Raw genomic sequence first — 16075 nt, 5'->3', positions numbered from 1 at the left:
CCCCGGCCCGCCTTGTGCGGGCTTTTTTATGGGAGATCCCTTTATGGGTCAGAAAGTCGCGGGAACCTGTTACATCAAGGTCGACGGCGAGCAGTTGACGATTACCGGCGGCGTTGAGGTGCCGTTGTCCAAGTTCAAGCGCGAGACGATTACCACGGGGGTGTTCAAGGAAGAAGACCTGACGCCCTATGTGTCGGTCGATGCGGTCAAAACCCCGGGTTTCCCTCAGGCGAAGCTGGAAAACGGCACCAACATGACGGTCACCGTCGAGTTCAAGGACGGCAGTTGTTATGTGCTGTCCGGTGCGTATGTGGTGGACGAAATGAAAATGTCTGCCGATGACGCAAAGGTTGCGATCAAGTTCGATGGTATTTCTGGAGACTGGCAGTAATGAGCACTATTAACCACCCGTTGGCCTCGCCGATTAATGCTCACGGTGAGCAACTGACCGAACTGAATCTGCGTCGCCCAACCCCCCAGGAAGTTCGCAACATCAAAGTGTTTCCCTACGTCTTGGGCGAAGACAGTCGCCCAGTCGCCGAGACTGAAGCCGCGTCGAAGTACATCGCAGTGTGTGCCGGCATTCCGCCCAGCTCTGTTAACCAGTTGGACTTGTCCGACCTGAATACGCTGGTGTGGATGGTCATTGGTTTTTTCCTTACACCGGCGACGAAAGCCCCCGATTCCGAAGCCCCGAGCAGCTGACCGAGTTGGTCTATGACCTCGCCTGGTTCTGGAAAGTGAACCCGAACGAGGTCATGAACTGGCCGTTAGACCAGTTGTTTGAGAGTGAAGAAAACGCGTGGCGAATCCAGGCGATGTTAGGGGGCGGCAATGGCGGATAAGTTCCAGCTAAAGGCGCTCATCACTGGCGTCGACAAGTTGTCGCCGGTGTTGAGTGGGGTGCGCAAGAACGCAGCCGTTCTGCGCAAGCAGTTGAATAGCTCGGGCCTCGGCAAAATCACCTTCATGGATGCGATTCAAGGGGGCGCCATTGCGACCCCTTTTGTCATGGGGGTTCAGGCTGCCATCGGCTTTGAAAGCGCGATGGCCGACGTCAAGAAGGTGGTCAACTTTGAGACGCCGGCCCAGTTCAAGGAGATGGGTGAGGACGTGCTGAGCATGTCCGAGCGGTTACCGATGGCTGCCGAAGGCATCGCGCAGATTGTCGCAGCGGGTGGTCAGTCGGGCATCGCCCGGGAAGACCTGAAGCAGTTCGCTGAAGATGCGGTGAAAATGGGTGTTGCCTTCGACACCACGGCGGAAGAGTCCGGCTCGATGATGGCCAAGTGGCGAACGGCCTTCCATATGAACCAGCAGGAAGTGGTCGCGCTGGCCGACAAGATCAACTACCTGGGTAACACCGGTGCGGCCAGTACCGGGCAAATCTCGGCGATTCTGACGGCCATTGGCCCGCTGGGTGAGGTGGCTGGGGTCAACGCTGGGCAGATTGCGGCCATGGGCTCGGCACTGGCCGGGGTGGGTATCGCCCAGGACGTGGCGGCTACAGGCATCAAGAACTTCATGCTGACCCTGACTGCTGGCACGGCAGCCACCAAGTCGCAGCAAGAGGCCTACAAGGCGCTGCGCCTGGACGCCAACGAAATCGCCAAAGGCATGCAAACCGACTCTGAAGGCACGATCAACAAGGTGCTCAAGACCCTGTCCAAGGTCGAGAAAAGCAAGCAGGCGGCGGTGTTAACCAACCTGTTTGGCAAGGAGTCGGTAGGGGCTATTGCACCGTTGCTGACCAACCTGGACACCCTGCAGAAGAACTTCAAGTCGGTTGGTGATTCAACGCTATACGCCGGTTCTATGCAGGCTGAGTACGAATCGCGGTCGGCGACCACGCAGAACGCCATGCAGTTACTGCGCAACCGCGTGACCCGGCTGGGCATTACGGTCGGTTCTGTACTACTGCCGCCGTTTAACGACTTCATGGCGACGGTCGGGCCGATCATCACCGGCGTGACCCAGTTGGCCGGCGCGCACCCGTGGCTGATCAAGGGCATCATCGGGGCGGCGGTCGGCTTCACCGTGTTGCGCTTGGCCACGGCGGGGGCTACTTCCGCGCTCATGCTGATGGATGGCGTGGCAAAAATGAGCGTTATCGGCCTGGTCGTGCGTGGTGTGGCGATTGCGGCGGGTGTGCTGATTGCGAACTGGTCGAGCGTCGCGCCTTACTTCGCTTGGGTATGGGAGAGGATCAAAGACCCGGCCATGACGGTCTGGTCGTGGATGAAAGAGGCCTTCAACTGGACCCCGCTCGGCCTGGCCATTGCCAACTGGGGGCCGCTAACGGAGTTCTTTAGCGCGCTGTGGGATCTAGTCAAGGCACTGTCGGTACCGTTCGCGGAGTTCATGGGGACGCTGTTCGATTGGTCGCCGCTGGGTTTGATCATCAAGCACTGGGAGCCCATCAGCGGTTTTTTCAGGGGGCTTTGGGACGAGTTGCGGCCCATCGTTGAACCGATGATGAAGTTCCTTGGCATCGAGACGGACGGCGCCGGGGTGATTGGTGCCGCGACGGATAAGGTCAAGCAGTGGACTGCCGAGCAGGAAGCGCGCAACGCGCAGACCGGCGTGGCGCCGGGGCAACTGGTCAAGCCGATTGCTCAAGCCCCTGAGTTGATGCCAGAGGCCACGAAGGTGGCCAGCCTGATGCGCAACCCCGCCAATCAGCCGTTGCCCGGCATGACGCCATTGGCGTTGGTTAGCACGGTACCGGGTACTCAGGTCGCTCAGGCATCCGGTACTGGTCGACCAAGCCTAAGTGCGGGTGGCTCGGCCTTGCCTGCAGGAAGCCTGCCGCAAAGCCGTGGCTCGTTGGTTCAGGCTGCTGCTGCGACAGCCGCGGCGCGCACCGAACTGGAGGGGTCAATGGTGGTGCGCTTTGAAAATGCACCGCCGGGCATGCGTGTTGATCCTGCGAGGACCAATCAACCGGGACTGTCGGTAAGCCCGTCAGTCGGTTATCGCTCATTGGGTAGGGAGGCAGGATGACGACTTGGCGCGATCAACTGCACCCGGCTTCGTTTCGCGGCGTGGCGTTTCTGGTCGACAGTGACGCTACGCCAGTCGGGCGGCGGGTGCAGGTTCACGAATACCCCCAGCGGGACAAGCCGCTGGTGGAGGATATGGGCAGCAAGACCCGCGAAATCAAACTGACGGCCTTTATCGGCGGTGACGATTGCCTGGACCGGCGGGACGATCTGCTCAATGCCCTGGATAAGCCCGGGGCGGGCGAGCTGGTACACCCGTGGTTCGGGCGCTTGCTGGTCACCGCCGGGGATGGCTGCCAAGTTTCGCATGAGCGCCGCGAGGGCGGCATCGTGCGCTTTGAGCTGGTGTTTGTCGAAGCCGGGGAAAAGGGCTACCCGGTCGGGGTGCCCAAGGCATCGCGGCAGGTAGAGGCATCCAGCGAGAGCTTTCTGGAGTCCGCGCTGGCCCGCTACAAAGCCGCGATGGCGGTGGTCAACCGGGCCCGTATGGCGGTAACGGCGCTGCAGAACAGTATCGCCGGGATTCAGATGGCGATTCAGCGGGAGTTTAGCCAGGTGCTTGGCCTTGTCAGTTCGGCTGAGGCGCTGGCTGACATGCTGATCAATGCCCCGGGTAATTTCTCGGCCATGATCCGGGCGCAGTTTTCCAGCGTGGGGGGCAGCACTCGGTCGTCGGGTTACAGCTGGTCGCCGTCGTCCAGCAGCTCGGCCACGGTGGCGGCTGACCCAGAGTTTGCCAATACCGTGGCGCGCCTGGCGAGCACCGAAGAGGTCTTTTCGGGGTTCGTGGACTCAGGTCGTGGCATCACGTCACAGCTTGAACTGGCCCGGCAGTTGATGGCCGAACAGCAGTTCGATGACCTGATGACCAATCCGCCGGGCGGCCTGGCGACAGCCGCTGCCGTCAAGGCGGCACGGGAGTTGATGCGTGATGCCTTGATCGTCAAGGCGGTGCGGGCAGCGGCACTGATGCCGGTGGTGTCGGCGCCTGCCGTACTGCCCGGTGTTCCAGCCTTGGCGCAGCAGGTGGCGTCACCCCTGGAGCGGCCAGAAGTCCCGGCAGCAGATGACGTGATTAGCCTGCGTGATGGGCTTAGCGCGGCGCTGTGGGAGGCCGGGCTGTCGGCATCGCATGAACACTTTGAGGTGATCGAGGCGGTGCGCAAGCACGTTAAAGGGCACCTCTCCGAGGTGGCCCGTTCGGGCGTTCGCCTGGTTGAGATTGAGCCGAAGGAAAGCCTGCCCGCGTTGGTGCTGGCCTATCAGTGCTTTGGCGACGCATCCCGCGCCGCTGAAATCGTTACGCGTAACAAAGTGCCGCACCCGGGGTTCTTGCCTGTCGGGGTGCTGCACATCGCCCAGGAGTAACCCATGGACCCGTTAAACGCTGTCACGCTGCGCGTGAACGGCCTGGATTATCGCGGCTGGAAGAAAGCCAGCATCAGTGCCGGCATCGAGCGACAGACCCGAGATTTTTCGCTGGATGTGACGTGGCGCTGGCCGGATCAGGCCGAGGAAATTCCGGTAAGGCAGGGCGACTTCTGCGAGGTGTTGATAGGTGATGACCTGGTGCTGACGGGCTGGGTCTTCGCGACCCCGGTCAACTACGACAGTAAGACGGTGAACCGGGCAATCAGCGGGCGTTCGCTGACGGCCGATCTGGTCGACTGCTCGGCGATCAATCAGCCTGGGCAGTGGCGCGGCCAGAGTGTGCAGCAGATCGTTCAGAGCCTGGCCGAGCCCTACGGGGTCAAGGTGCTGAGCCAGGTGGCCGAGACAACCAAATTGGCCGAGCACAGCATCGAGCCCGGGGAGACGGTGTTTGAGTCGATAGACCGGCTGCTAACACTGTCGCGGCTGCTGTCCACCGACGACTCCCGGGGGCGTCTGGTGATCATCAATCCGGGCAGCGCTGGGCGGGCGGTTGACCGGCTGGAGCTGGGCCAGAACATCCTGACCGGCTCGGCGTCGCTCGACTTTTCCGGGGTGTTCTCCGACTACAAGGTTGTTGGCCAGCGTTCGGGCACGGATGACGAACACGGCGCCAAGGCCTCCGAGGTGCAGGCTGAAGTCACGGACCCGCGTGCGGCGCGTAAGCGGGTGCTGATGATTCACGAAAGCGGCCAGATGACGCCCGGCCTTGCCGAGGCGCGGGCGAACTGGGAACGCGGCAGCCGCATGGGTAAGGCGCTGACCCTGCAGTACAAGGTGCAGGGCTGGCGGCAGTCGAACGGGGCGCTGTGGCTGCACAACATGATTGTGCGGGTGGTCGACCCTTGGGTCGGTATCGACCGCGACATGCTCATCAGTGAAATCCAGTACAGCCTGGATGAGAGCGGCACCGTGGCAAACATCACGGTGGCCCCGCCGGACAGCTTCGACCCTGAGCCGAAAGACCCGTACAACAGCCGCAAGCTCAAGAAAGGCGGCAAGGCGGACAACTTTGAATACTTGATCCCAGCAGATTGGAAGCCCGAGCAATGAGCGGACTAAAACAGATTTTGGCCCGGGGCGTGGTCACGCTGGTCAAGGCCACGAGCAAGTTGCAAAGCCTGCAGATGCGCCTGTTGGCCGGTGAAGTGAAAGACGGCATGGAGCACTTCGAGCCGTATGGTTTCACCTCAAACGCGCACCCGGGCGCCGAGGGGATCGCGCTCTTTGTGGGGGGCGACCGTTCGCACGGCGTGGTGGTGTGTGTCGCGGATCGACAGTTTCGCCTGCGGGGGCTGAAAAGTGGCGAGGTGGCGTTGTACACCGACGAGGGCGACCGCCTGCACTTCAAGCGCGATCGGGTGATCGAGGTCGAGACGCTGACGCTCAAGGTCAAGGCCGACACCGCCGTCGAGTTTGACACCCCGGTGATTCGCACCACGGGCCGTATCGAGTCAGCGGGCGATCAGGTGGCTGGTGGTGTGAGCCAGATGCAGCACGTTCATGAAGGCTCGGACAAAAAGCCAGTGGCAGGAGGGTGATATGCCGCTGATTGAGAGCGACGACACCGACCGGGCTTGGCGTCGGGCGACAGAGATCAGTCTTTTGACCTGGCGCCGTGCAAGCCCTGATGACCCGCTCGATGACGCCCAGCGCTTTGGCTGGTGGGGCGACAGTTTCCCCACGCAGGCCAACGACCGCATTGGCTCACGCCTGTGGCTGTTGCGCCGGCGTACGCTGACGGCGGACACCGAGCGGGATGCTCAAGCCTTCGCCCGCGAGGCCTTGGCCTGGATGCTGGAAGACGGGCGCGTTACGGCCGTGGGCGTAACGACGACACGCGGTGTTGACCGGCTGGCAATGCGGGTGGTGTTGACCTTGCGCGATGGCCGAACCATCGACGTTCCATTTGAGAATTTATGGGTGGTGATCAATGCCGTTTGAAACCCCAAGTTTGCCCGCGCTGATCAGCCGGGCGCAGTCTGACCTGGGCGGCTCGGCCCTGCTGCGATCCGACGCCGAGGTACTGGCTCGGGTGCAGGCGGCGGCTTCCTTCGGGCGCTACGGGCATCAGGAATACATCGCCGCGCAGATCCTGCCGGACACAGCGGATGAAGACACCTTGCGGCGAATGGCCCGGGTGCGGCTCAAGCGTGACCGCTTGGAGGCGGTGGTTTCCAGTGGTGCCGCGACCTTTACCGGTGCTGCCTCGGCGCTGCTCGATGCAGGCGTGCTGCTGCAGCGTGATGATGGTGTGCGCTTTCGGGTGACGGCCAGCGTTGTCTTGGTCGGTCAGAGCGGCACGGTCAAGCTGGAAGCCTTGGAGGCCGGCCAGTTGGGTAATACCCCAGCCGGTACGGTCCTGCGCTTGATCTCCCCTGTGCTGGGCATCAATGACACGGTGACTGTCGATGCGCCTGGCCTGCAGGGCGGTACTGAACAAGAGAGCATTGAGGCGCTGCGCGCCCGGGTGATTCGCTCGTATCAGGTGATCCCTCACGGCGGCAACCAAGATGACTATGTGACCTGGGCGTTGGAAGTCCCGGGCGTCACCCGTGCCTGGCTTGTGCGGCACTGGATGGGGCCGGGCACGGTGGGTTTGTTCTTCGTCCGTGACGGCGATCTAGATCCCATCCCCAGCGCAGCAGCCTGCGAAGAGGTGCGGGCGTACATCGAGAGACAGCGCCCGGTCACCGCTGAGCTGTACGTACTGCCGCCGCTGGAAAAGCCGGTTCAGTACGAACTGAAGATTATCCCCGACAGTGGCGTAGTGCGCCGGGCGGTGGAGAGCGCCCTGGTCGACTTGCACAACCGCGAGTCGGACCTTGGCGCCGGTCTGCTTTGGACGCACATCGGCGAGGCCCTTAGTGGTGCGCTAGGCGAGCGTGATCATCAGTTGATCAGCCCGGCTGCCGACGTGGTAGCGGCGCGCAACGAGATGCTGACCTATGGGGGTGTGCTGTGGCGATAAGGACCGCCTCCGACTACTACGCGCAGTTACGGGCGCTGCTGCCGCCCGGTCCTGCGTGGGACAAAGAACTGAACCCCGAAGTGGACCAGCTGCTGCAGGCAGCCGCCCAGGAGCTTGCCCGGGAGGATTTGCGCGCCGCCGACCTGCTAGAGGAAAGCTTTCCCGAAACCGTTCGGGAGCTGGTCCCCGACTGGGAGCGGGTCATGCGGTTGCCCGACCCTTGCCTGGGGGATTCGCCCAAGTTTGAAGACCGTCAGTTGGCGGTGCGCCGCCGTCTGGTCGAGGTCGGTGGCCAGTCACCGGCGTACTTCGTTGAGCTGGCCATCAGTCATGGCTACCCCGAGGCCCGCGTAATTGAGCACCGAGCCCCGCGCTTCGGGCGCTCACGCTTCGGCGCGGCGTACTTCGGTACGTGGGTAGCGCAATTCATGTGGACGCTTGAAACCGGGCCTCGGCGCCGCCTTGGTCGCCGGTTCGGCGTGAGCTATTTCGGCGAGCAATTCGGCGGCAACCCAAGCGGGGCACTGGAGTGCGTACTGCGCCGTAGCGCGCCGGCGCATGCGGTTGAATTTATTAAGTATGGTGAGGACTGAATGGATTACCCAAAAAGCGTACCCAATGTCGGCCTGGTGGATGGCCAGTTTGCCGACGAGAACCCCGCAACCGGTCAGGTGGGTTCCCTGATCCCATCTGCCTGGGGTAACGCGGTCACCCAGGAACTGCTGAACGTGATCAAGGCGGCAGGCTTTGCGCCTGCCGAAGGTCAGACCAACCAGTTGCTCAAGGCCATTCAGGGTCTGGTGTCTCAGGGTATTAAAAACTCTGTCCGGGTTGCGACCACGGGCGCTATTGCGCTGAGTGGCGTCCAGACAATCGACGCCATTGTGCTGGTCGCTGGTGACCGGGTGCTGGTGAAGAATCAGGCCAGCGGTGCACAGAATGGCATTTATGTCGTGGCTGCTGGGGCGTGGGTGCGTGCGCTCGATGCTGACGAAAGTGTCGAGGTGAAGCCGGGCATGCTGGTCGGTGTGGATGCGGGTACGGTCAACGGTGGCTCTGTCTGGCGGCTGTCCAATGCTACGCCGCCAACGCTGGGGACCACGGCACTGACCTTTGAACAGGTCTTTGGCAAGACCGGCGTGGTTGCGGGTAGTTATAAAAGTGTCACGGTGGGTGCCGATGGACGGGTTACTGGGGGCACGAACCCCACTACCTTGGCCGGATTTGGCATCATCGACGCCTTTACCAAGGCTGAAAGTAATGCGGCCATGCAGGCGGCAATTGATGCCTTGGTGGGCTCTGCTCCAGAAGCATTGAATGCCATCAATGAGCTGGCAGCCGCTTTGGGCAATGACCCTAATTTTGCGACCACGATGCTCAATCTGATGGCCGGCAAGGTTGCTGCCAGCGACAAGGCTGTGCAGTTTGATGCTGAAACAGGTACGAATGATACCAAGTGGATGACGCCGTTACGGGTTTTCCAGGCCATTGGCAAAGTTGTGAAACAAGCGACGGAGAGTGCGTTTGGCTGGGCGAAAGTAGGTACCCAAGATCAAGTCGATACTGGTACTGATGACACAACATTCGTAACCCCAAAGAAACTCCGGTTCGGTTTCCAGGCAAGTCTTGCTCAGAACGGGTATATCGTTTTTCCAAGCTGGATGCTTGGCCTGATCATTCAGTGGGGGCGATATGCCAGCGGGGCTCATAGCCCAACGGTGTCATTTCCGATTGCATTTACGACGCAAGTTTTCGTTGTGATTGGCGGCGCGAATGACGATAACGACTCAGTCTCGGTGAACAGCTACGGCCTTACTTGGTTTGTCGCTACGCAACTGGATGGAGGTGCAGGCACAAACGTATCGTCGCCATTTTTCTGGCTGGCCTTTGGGAAATAGTAGGACTGAATAATGCGCTTATATAGTCAACTTACCGGCAGCACGTACATCAGTGGCTTTCACTCTGATATTCCTGAAGACGCCAAGCCGATCACAGAAGAAAACTACCTTGAGGTAATTGCCAACCCGAAGGCAGGTAAGGTGCGGTCGCATGATGCAAATGGGCTGCCCATTCTGATTGATCCACCTCCTGCTACTGGCGATGAGTTGGCTGCTGCAGAGCGCAAGTGGCGTGACGGCCAAGTGAGTGATACCGAGTGGCTGGTAACACGCCACCGTGACGAGCAGGACATGCAGTTGTCTACCACGCTCACGCCTGAGCAATTCTCCGAATTGCTGGCGTACCGGCAAGGCTTGCGGGACTGGCCCCAGTCCGAGCTGTTCCCCGGCATCGAGCACCGGCCGCAACCACCGACCTGGCTGGCTGATTTGACTCAATAGAGCCCCGCACTGTCGGGGCTTTTTTTCGCCTGGAGAAAACTATGGCCAAGATTTCTGACTCCCTGGCGGGCAGCAAGAATGCGCTCGCCTTCTTAGACATGCTGGCGTGGTCGGAGGGTACCTCGACCAGCAAGTACACCCGCAACGATGGCTATGACGTGATTGTCGGCGGCCTCAACAGCCCGAACACTTTCACCGGTTATGCCGACCATCCTGGCGTTCTGGTGACTGTGAACACGAAAGGGCTGAAGTCGACTGCTGCAGGGCGGTATCAGCTCCTTAAACGTTACTGGTCTCACTACCGTGACCTGCTAAAGGTGTCGGACTTTGGACCGGTAAGCCAAGATCGAATTGCCTTACGGCAGATCCTTGAATGTAAGGCCTTGCCTGATGTTCATGCGGGGAGAATCCCTGATGCCATCGCCAAGTGCCGAAACATTTGGGCCAGTCTGCCTGGTGCAGGCTACGGGCAGCATGAGCGCAAGCTGGACGACCTGATTGCCCACTACATTGCCGCTGGCGGGAGGCTGGCATGAGCGAGATCAAGACTATCTCCAAGTGCCTTGGCCAGGCTGCGGACGGATCGATCTGGTTCTGGTGCGCGGGCTGCGATACGCCGCACAACTTGAACGTTGGAAGTGGCTCGGGACCGCGCTGGGGCTACAACGGGAATGCCGAGGTTCCGACCTTCACGCCGTCCGTGCTGGTGCAGCATGACCAGTGGGAGCCTGCGGCCATCACGCCGGACATCGCCGAGAAAATCAGGATCGGTGAGATCGTGCAGATCAAGGCAACCAAGGTATGCCACTCGTTCATCACAGAAGGCCGCATCCAGTACCTAAGCGACTGCACGCATCATCTTGGCGGACAAACGGTTGACTTGCCGAATTGGGAGGAGTCATGGGCGCGTTGGTGAGCTCTATCAGCTGGCGCGGCATTGCCGCTGCCGCATGCCTGGCGCTGGTGCTGGCCTCTTACTGGGGTGCCTACCAGCACGGCCGCTCAACCATGGATGCTGAGTGGCGGGCAACGAGTGCCGAACAGGCCGAAGCATTCCAGCGAGAGCGCAACCAAGCCTCTGTTGCCGTCCTCGACTGGCAGGAGGACGAACAGGAAAAGCGCCGAGCGCTTGAAGACCGCCTGCAGGTAAATGACGAAACCCACTACAAGGAACTGCTCGATGCCAAAAAACTTCAGGATCGCTTGCGTGACCGCCTTGCTACTGCTGATTTGCGGCTGTCAGTCTTACTCGCCGTCCCCACCACCGCCCCGAGTAGTTGCAGTGGGGTGCGAGAAGCCTCCGGCTCCAGCGGCGTGGTTTATGGAGGCACGCGAGCCGAACTTGACCCAGCGCATGCTCAACGAATTGTCGCCATCACCAGTGACGGTGATGAAGGATTGATCGCTCTGCGGGCGTGCCAGGCATACGTGCGTGACCTACGCTATAAATATGAGTTTGCACCGCCTTGAGCCTATGCTTTGGAGATTGTCGTGGATCGATCAGATGAGGAAGTCGAAACGGCCCTTGCATTGATGCGTAGAGCAATGGAGGCTATCAAGCGCTATCACTTGGCCGGGGAAGCATGTACTCCCTCAGAGATAGAGAGCCTTCGAGCGGAGGCCGAGTTACTGATCAGATCTGCACAGGAGTATCAGGATCGGATGTTTGAGGGGCATCCCTCCTAGGTCCACAGAACTGCGATTTTTATCTAAATGCAGGCGAGGTACTGATGAGTCCTGAAGAAAAAATCAAAGCCGTTGAGCCGCTACTGCAGCAGGCTCTGGTGGCGCTTCGCCGGTACCGGAAAGCGCTAGGTTCGGCACCACCAGAAGAAGTCGAGCGCCTTGGCCTTGAGGCTGTATCGCTGATGCAGACAGTACAGGCGTACCAGCAGCGGGATTGGGAGCTTGGCTGTAAAGGACGTACGGTTGCCAGCCAAGTCTCCGACTACACTCAAGTCGATTAAATCAGAGGGTCACAGTCATGGACGACCTGGAAGAGAAGATGAAAGCCGGTGAGCCGTTATGGCAGCAGGCAATGGATGCGGTGCGCCGATACAACGAAGCCAAAGGCGTTCTCCCCCCGGAAGAGGTTGAGCGGCTTCGCCTTGAAGTCGAATCGCTGATGCAGGCCGTGATTCAGTATCAGCAGCGGGCACTGGGTGGATTAGGGAGTACGTTGCACTGACGGGGCTGTTTTCTGTCGGTGGGATGCAGAACTGGCATCGGTCGAAGCATCGGCCTGCGTCATCCATGGAATCGAAAGAATAATTTCGTTTTCACCCCTGCGGGATGGCTGCTGCATAAAAACGAAGGTTTGTTTTCGTTTGGTGGCTCGCATCCCTGAGGCTGAGCAGGCCTGATAAATCTCGGGTGACGATCGGTAAGGGTAGGGTGGTGTTCGTTCGGCAGGACGCCGGATAGGAAGGCAGAGCGATACCAATTCTGATACCAAACTGTGCGTTTTGGTGGGGGGTAGACGGGGATTTGGCCCAGCAAAATCAACGCATAGACACCCGCTAACACCAATCCCATACGGCATGGTGATATTTGCGGTGGAGATCAAAGGGCTTACCTATCAATAACTTATGTGATGCTGATGTCGCCTGGGACCAGATTGGGATCAATCTTCAACGTTTCCAGTTCGTTCCAATGGGAGGTCGAGTTGATCCATCGTGCATAAGTCGACAGAAGCATCTGCACGCTATGACCAAGCTGTTGGGCGATAAAGGCGGGGTTGAGGCCAGACATTGCCGCTATTGTCGCATAGGTATGACGGCAGTTGTACGACGGCCGATAACGAATCCGCAGTTCCTTCATCCAGAGCTGCTGTGTTTCCTGCTGCCAGGAAACGGCCTGGCACGTCTGCCTTTGTGCTGCAGCACTGGCATCAGACGGTTCACTTGAGTATGGATCGATCTCTTTCCACGAAAAGGCTTTTACAGGACGGGCAGATCACCCCTAGGCGGATTTTTCGCCCGAAGCGATGTTTGCACTTTTTGCAGATAAAAAAGTAGGGTGGGCCAGGATGGAAATGGGTCACCGCTATTTGCTCTTTCTGAGGGTCAAACTGAAGCTTCCCTTACCCTGCTGTGTCGTTGACGCGCCGGCACCCTCAGAGCCGCCGAGCGTGTTTTTTTGTTTGCCGCTGAAGTCGCCGTTAGTTTCAAGCTCGTAATCTTTTACCATGACCAGGTAAAGCGTACCGAGAAAGGTCAGCGCAGTGATTGCGGCAATCAGCACTCCGGCCGTAGCGCCTGACATGGCAGCAGTGAGCCCGGCAGCTCCGGCAATTCCCCAACCTAGAGGATTCCAGGCGCTTGCCACACCTATGCCCAAGACTGTCGCACAAGCAATGGCGGTTCCTTTTTTCGCGGTCTTTACTGTTTTGACGTGACGAGCCAGATCAGGGGCAGCGATGTGGATGACCTCAACACGATCCTTTAACGCCTTTTTCAGATCTTCCTTGGTTGTTACCACGCGACTGCTCATGCTGGGTCTTTCCTCCGGCGATTCACTTTGCTATCACGGTAGCTCAGGTCGAACAGGTAAGGCAATTCTCGGGGGTTGACCTATAGGTCTTTTCGTATGACCAGGCAGCGCATCGCTGAAGCTCGAAAATTCCGGCTCTGGCATCCCTCTGGCTTGGCCCAGGACTGTCATGCAGAGACCACCCTGTCTTTGCCCATGCCTTTGGCCTCATACAATGCGCGATCGGCACGCTTGAGCGTGTCTTCGTATGAGCGATCATCCGGCGCTACAGTCGCGACACCAATGCTTGCCGTGACGACGATACCATCCGCCGAAAACCGGCTCAGCGTCTCTCTAAAACACGCCTGTAAACGCTTGGCGAACTGCACTGCTTGCCCATGGTTGGTATTGGGCAGAGCAAGCACAAACTCATCACCGCCCAAGCGGCATGCGGTATCAGTTTTTCGTAGCACGGACCTACAAATGTTGGCAGCGGCCAGAATTATCTCATCCCCTGCATGGTGTCCTTTTGTGTCGTTGATTTTCTTGAGCCCATCCAGATCAAGCATCAAAATGGACGTCGGCACGGAGTGCCGCACTGATGATTCGTAATGGAGAGCGAGGTCCTGCTCCAGTTTTCTTCGATTGAAAAGGCCGGTTAGCTGATCGGTATCGCTTAGCTCCCTCAGTCTGACCTCCAGGTTGTGCCTCTCCGAGATATTACTCGCGACCCAGAGCACAACTGCTTCCTCGTCAGCCAGGAAATTCAGGGCCTGGATACGGCCTTCAAACCAGATCGCTTCTTTTGGGCCTTCATCGGATAAGCCTTTCACATCCCTATTGCTCAGTTCGTACTCTTCGATCAATAGCTCTCGCGACTCGAGCGCCCTGTCGATCTGTTCGAGAAACCAGCTTGCCTTCTCAGGCTTGACCAAGTCTGAAATGTACTGGCCGACAAGGCAGCTTCCATCATGGTAGTAGCGATTATCGCGGCCGCCGAACACGGCGACATACTTGCCGCTGCGGGACAGGATGAAAGCCGGGTCCGGCAAAGCCTCCAGAATCAAAGCCATTTGCTCAACATTGATCATGAAGCGTTTCTTCTAAGTCATTAGGTGGTAGCACATTAATATGATTGGAAAAATTTGGCACGGGTTTGAGCTTGGTCTGTCAGGCAGACTGCAGTTCAGGTTGAGAGGATCAACATGCCTGGCGCCTTGGTGATTTATTGGTTTTTTCATCCGGGCATCATTAAAAAGAAAGAATCATTTTTTCTTATCTGCGGGATAGCTATAGCATCAGAACGAAAATGTGTTTTGGTTTAGTGGCCAACAGCTCAGCGTTTGAGAAGGCCTGATTAATCCCCGGTGACGATCGGTAAGGGGAGGGCGGTGTTCGTTCGGCAGGATGCCGCAGAGCAAGGCAGAGCGATACCAATGCTGATACCAAACTGTATGTTTTGATGGGGGCAGAGGGGGATTTGGCCCAGCAAAATCAACGCCTAGCCACCCGCTGTAAGGCTTCCGGTCGTGAATGCCCAGTTTTGCAAGCAGAGGTCGCCCTTGGTGGGGGCGACCTTCACAGGTCGAATTCCTGTTTCACGCGCTACACGCTCAGGCTCTCAATTCAGTGATCGCCTTCATGGCCTGGCCGCACTCGCGTCTTCCACAGTGACAACAATACCCCACCGGTGAGTAGCCCAAGTGTGACGCTTAGCGATAGTGCAGCAGGTACCTTGCCTATGATGTCGTGTAGAAAGATCTTCGCGCCAATGAACACGAGCACTAGAGCCAAGGCGTATTTCAGGTAGGCAAAACGATGAATCATCGCGGCAAGTGCAAAGTACAGTGCACGAAGGCCCAAGATGGCAAAGATATTTGATGTGTAAATGACAAAGGTATCTTGGGTGATTGAGAAGATGGCGGGAACACTGTCAATGGCAAATACCAGATCGGCACATTCAATCAGAATCAACGCCAGGAACAAGGGTGTAATCCAGAGCACCTTCTTGCCAGTCTTGTCCGCTTGACGAATGAAGAACGAGTGTCCGTGAAGGTGCTCTGTTATGCGCAGATGGCTGCGCAGGAATTTGACGAATCGATTGTTCTCCAGATCGGGTTGATCGTTAATCGACGCAAAAAGCATTTTCACACCCGTGAACAGCAGGAAGGCGCCGAATATATAAAGAACCCAGCTGAACTCGGCGATCAAAGCTGCGCCCAAGGCGATCATGATGGCCCGGAGCACGATCACACCCATGATTCCCCAGAACAGTACGCGATGCTGAAGTGCCCGGGGAATGGCCAGGAATCCGAAAATCAATGCGATGACGAAAACGTTATCCATCGAGAGCGACTTCTCGATCAAGAAGCCGGTCAGGTAATCCATACTGGCGTCGGCACCCTTCTGGAAGTAGACCCAGACGGAGAAAAGCAAGCCCATGGAGATGTAGCCCGCCGACAGTAACAAACTCTCCTTTACATTGATTTCTCGGTGTTCGCGATGCAGAACGCCGAGGTCAAAGGCGAGTAATGCGATGACGATCGCAAGGAAAGTCAGCCAGAGCCAGGCGGCAGTGCCCAGCACATCAGCGAAGATGATCGAATGTAAGACAGTCATGAGCCTCTCCTGTTAGTCGTAGTTTTACCAACTATGACTCCGACATGGCGGCTGCATGCCGTCAGAGGGGCCCGGCGTCACTGATGACAGACTAGAAATAACCGCTTTGATTCTTCAAGCGCTGTTTTTTTGCAAAGTGTATCCGTGGCGGATGATCGGTGGGTAGGCGGCCTCAAGGAGCAAGTGCAACAGCTAGTTAAAAAATCGGAGCGCGCTAATTCCGAAATTGAACGAGATGCCGC

At 58.5% G+C, this 16075-nt stretch carries 19 protein-coding genes and 2 pseudogenes; 17 read left to right on the top strand and 4 right to left on the bottom strand.

The window, feature by feature from the left end:
- Positions 1-43 precede the first annotated feature (43 nt).
- The 17 genes and pseudogenes from CYD26_RS21045 to CYD26_RS20965 all read left to right on the top strand — a co-directional run bounded on the left by CYD26_RS21045 (position 44) and on the right by CYD26_RS20965 (position 11931).
- Positions 44-391, top strand: coding sequence for a phage tail tube protein (locus tag CYD26_RS21045; protein ID WP_102053531.1), 348 nt, complete (start codon positions 44-46; stop codon positions 389-391).
- The gene (locus tag CYD26_RS21040; RefSeq protein ID WP_102053530.1) at positions 391-705 is read left to right on the top strand and encodes a phage tail assembly protein; all 315 of its coding nucleotides are present in this window, start codon (positions 391-393) and stop codon (positions 703-705) included. The genes CYD26_RS21045 and CYD26_RS21040 overlap by 1 nt, the downstream gene beginning before the upstream one ends.
- Positions 706-834: 129 nt before the next feature.
- On the top strand, positions 835-3003 hold the full coding sequence (locus CYD26_RS21035; protein ID WP_102053529.1) for a phage tail tape measure protein: 2169 nt from the start codon (positions 835-837) through the stop codon (positions 3001-3003).
- Positions 3000-4370 carry a DNA circularization protein gene (locus tag CYD26_RS21030; RefSeq protein WP_102053528.1) on the top strand — a complete coding sequence of 457 codons (1371 nt, stop codon included), beginning with the start codon at positions 3000-3002 and terminating at the stop codon, positions 4368-4370. Before CYD26_RS21035 ends, CYD26_RS21030 begins: the two co-directional genes overlap by 4 nt.
- Before the next feature lie 3 nt (positions 4371-4373).
- Positions 4374-5486: a phage baseplate assembly protein gene (locus CYD26_RS21025; protein ID WP_099774422.1), complete on the top strand. Its 1113-nt coding sequence runs from the start codon at positions 4374-4376 to the stop codon at positions 5484-5486.
- Positions 5483-5974 carry a phage baseplate assembly protein V gene (locus CYD26_RS21020; RefSeq protein WP_102053527.1) on the top strand — a complete coding sequence of 164 codons (492 nt, stop codon included), beginning with the start codon at positions 5483-5485 and terminating at the stop codon, positions 5972-5974. Before CYD26_RS21025 ends, CYD26_RS21020 begins: the two co-directional genes overlap by 4 nt.
- A gap of 7 nt (positions 5975-5981) precedes the next feature.
- Positions 5982-6377 (top strand): phage GP46 family protein, encoded by a 396-nt coding sequence (locus tag CYD26_RS21015; protein ID WP_371917257.1) that lies wholly within the window; start codon positions 5982-5984, stop codon positions 6375-6377.
- Positions 6367-7404, top strand: coding sequence for a baseplate J/gp47 family protein (locus CYD26_RS21010; RefSeq protein WP_102053526.1), 1038 nt, complete (start codon positions 6367-6369; stop codon positions 7402-7404). Before CYD26_RS21015 ends, CYD26_RS21010 begins: the two co-directional genes overlap by 11 nt.
- A complete protein-coding gene (locus tag CYD26_RS21005; protein WP_065759234.1) occupies positions 7395-7997 on the top strand; it encodes a YmfQ family protein in 603 nt (200 codons plus the stop codon). The genes CYD26_RS21010 and CYD26_RS21005 overlap by 10 nt, the downstream gene beginning before the upstream one ends.
- Positions 7998-8666 (top strand): annotated as a pseudogene (locus tag CYD26_RS26035) (phage tail protein); the annotation flags it as partial.
- Between the two features lie 6 nt (positions 8667-8672).
- The gene (locus CYD26_RS26030; RefSeq protein ID WP_371917256.1) at positions 8673-9302 is read left to right on the top strand and encodes a hypothetical protein; all 630 of its coding nucleotides are present in this window, start codon (positions 8673-8675) and stop codon (positions 9300-9302) included.
- Positions 9303-9314: 12 nt separating this feature from the next.
- A complete protein-coding gene (locus CYD26_RS20995; protein ID WP_102053524.1) occupies positions 9315-9743 on the top strand; it encodes a phage tail assembly chaperone in 429 nt (142 codons plus the stop codon).
- 41 nt (positions 9744-9784) lie between these two features.
- Entirely contained in the window at positions 9785-10279 is a 495-nt protein-coding gene (locus CYD26_RS20990) for a glycoside hydrolase family 104 protein (RefSeq protein ID WP_102053523.1), read from the top strand.
- A complete protein-coding gene (locus tag CYD26_RS20985; protein ID WP_102053522.1) occupies positions 10276-10659 on the top strand; it encodes a DUF6527 family protein in 384 nt (127 codons plus the stop codon). Before CYD26_RS20990 ends, CYD26_RS20985 begins: the two co-directional genes overlap by 4 nt.
- Positions 10644-11213, top strand: a complete 570-nt coding sequence (locus tag CYD26_RS20980) for a lysis system i-spanin subunit Rz (protein ID WP_371917255.1) — start codon at positions 10644-10646, stop codon at positions 11211-11213. Before CYD26_RS20985 ends, CYD26_RS20980 begins: the two co-directional genes overlap by 16 nt.
- Positions 11214-11473: 260 nt before the next feature.
- Entirely contained in the window at positions 11474-11710 is a 237-nt protein-coding gene (locus CYD26_RS20970; RefSeq protein ID WP_102053520.1) for a hypothetical protein, read from the top strand.
- 17 nt (positions 11711-11727) lie between these two features.
- Positions 11728-11931, top strand: coding sequence for a hypothetical protein (locus CYD26_RS20965; RefSeq protein ID WP_102053519.1), 204 nt, complete (start codon positions 11728-11730; stop codon positions 11929-11931).
- 398 nt (positions 11932-12329) lie between these two features.
- Here CYD26_RS20965 and CYD26_RS20960 read toward each other — a convergent pair.
- The 4 genes and pseudogenes from CYD26_RS20960 to CYD26_RS20945 form a co-directional block, all read right to left on the bottom strand.
- Positions 12330-12563: pseudogene (locus CYD26_RS20960) on the bottom strand (site-specific integrase); the annotation flags it as partial.
- A 225-nt stretch (positions 12564-12788) separates the two neighbouring features.
- Positions 12789-13235 (bottom strand): hypothetical protein, encoded by a 447-nt coding sequence (locus CYD26_RS20955; protein ID WP_099774946.1) that lies wholly within the window; start codon positions 13233-13235, stop codon positions 12789-12791.
- Positions 13236-13402: 167 nt separating this feature from the next.
- The gene (locus CYD26_RS20950; protein WP_102053518.1) at positions 13403-14305 is read right to left on the bottom strand and encodes a sensor domain-containing diguanylate cyclase; all 903 of its coding nucleotides are present in this window, start codon (positions 14303-14305) and stop codon (positions 13403-13405) included.
- 535 nt (positions 14306-14840) lie between these two features.
- Positions 14841-15833, bottom strand: coding sequence for a TerC family protein (locus tag CYD26_RS20945; protein WP_099774942.1), 993 nt, complete (start codon positions 15831-15833; stop codon positions 14841-14843).
- Positions 15834-16075: the final 242 nt, after the last annotated feature.

Source organism: Pseudomonas sp. FFUP_PS_473 (genome assembly GCF_002858665.1).
Classification (GTDB): Bacteria; Pseudomonadota; Gammaproteobacteria; order Pseudomonadales; family Pseudomonadaceae; genus Aquipseudomonas; species Aquipseudomonas defluvii.
Note: the sequence above shows the minus strand (reverse complement) of the source record. Positions and strands in the feature narration are given on the sequence as shown.

Excerpts from the sequence above, each read along its gene's own strand:
- CYD26_RS21045 (WP_102053531.1), top strand. The coding sequence starts at position 44 with ATGGGTCAGAAAGTCGCGGGAACCTGTTACATCAAGGTCGACGGCGAG.
- CYD26_RS21040 (WP_102053530.1), top strand. The coding sequence starts at position 391 with ATGAGCACTATTAACCACCCGTTGGCCTCGCCGATTAATGCTCACGGT.
- CYD26_RS21035 (WP_102053529.1), top strand. The coding sequence starts at position 835 with ATGGCGGATAAGTTCCAGCTAAAGGCGCTCATCACTGGCGTCGACAAG.
- CYD26_RS21030 (WP_102053528.1), top strand. The coding sequence starts at position 3,000 with ATGACGACTTGGCGCGATCAACTGCACCCGGCTTCGTTTCGCGGCGTG.
- CYD26_RS21025 (WP_099774422.1), top strand. The coding sequence starts at position 4,374 with ATGGACCCGTTAAACGCTGTCACGCTGCGCGTGAACGGCCTGGATTAT.
- CYD26_RS21020 (WP_102053527.1), top strand. The coding sequence starts at position 5,483 with ATGAGCGGACTAAAACAGATTTTGGCCCGGGGCGTGGTCACGCTGGTC.
- CYD26_RS21010 (WP_102053526.1), top strand. The coding sequence starts at position 6,367 with ATGCCGTTTGAAACCCCAAGTTTGCCCGCGCTGATCAGCCGGGCGCAG.
- CYD26_RS26030 (WP_371917256.1), top strand. The coding sequence starts at position 8,673 with ATGCAGGCGGCAATTGATGCCTTGGTGGGCTCTGCTCCAGAAGCATTG.
- CYD26_RS20995 (WP_102053524.1), top strand. The coding sequence starts at position 9,315 with ATGCGCTTATATAGTCAACTTACCGGCAGCACGTACATCAGTGGCTTT.
- CYD26_RS20990 (WP_102053523.1), top strand. The coding sequence starts at position 9,785 with ATGGCCAAGATTTCTGACTCCCTGGCGGGCAGCAAGAATGCGCTCGCC.
- CYD26_RS20985 (WP_102053522.1), top strand. The coding sequence starts at position 10,276 with ATGAGCGAGATCAAGACTATCTCCAAGTGCCTTGGCCAGGCTGCGGAC.
- CYD26_RS20980 (WP_371917255.1), top strand. The coding sequence starts at position 10,644 with ATGGGCGCGTTGGTGAGCTCTATCAGCTGGCGCGGCATTGCCGCTGCC.
- CYD26_RS20970 (WP_102053520.1), top strand. The coding sequence starts at position 11,474 with ATGAGTCCTGAAGAAAAAATCAAAGCCGTTGAGCCGCTACTGCAGCAG.
- CYD26_RS20965 (WP_102053519.1), top strand. The coding sequence starts at position 11,728 with ATGGACGACCTGGAAGAGAAGATGAAAGCCGGTGAGCCGTTATGGCAG.
- CYD26_RS20955 (WP_099774946.1), bottom strand. The coding sequence starts at position 13,235 with ATGAGCAGTCGCGTGGTAACAACCAAGGAAGATCTGAAAAAGGCGTTA.
- CYD26_RS20950 (WP_102053518.1), bottom strand. The coding sequence starts at position 14,305 with ATGATCAATGTTGAGCAAATGGCTTTGATTCTGGAGGCTTTGCCGGAC.
- CYD26_RS20945 (WP_099774942.1), bottom strand. The coding sequence starts at position 15,833 with ATGACTGTCTTACATTCGATCATCTTCGCTGATGTGCTGGGCACTGCC.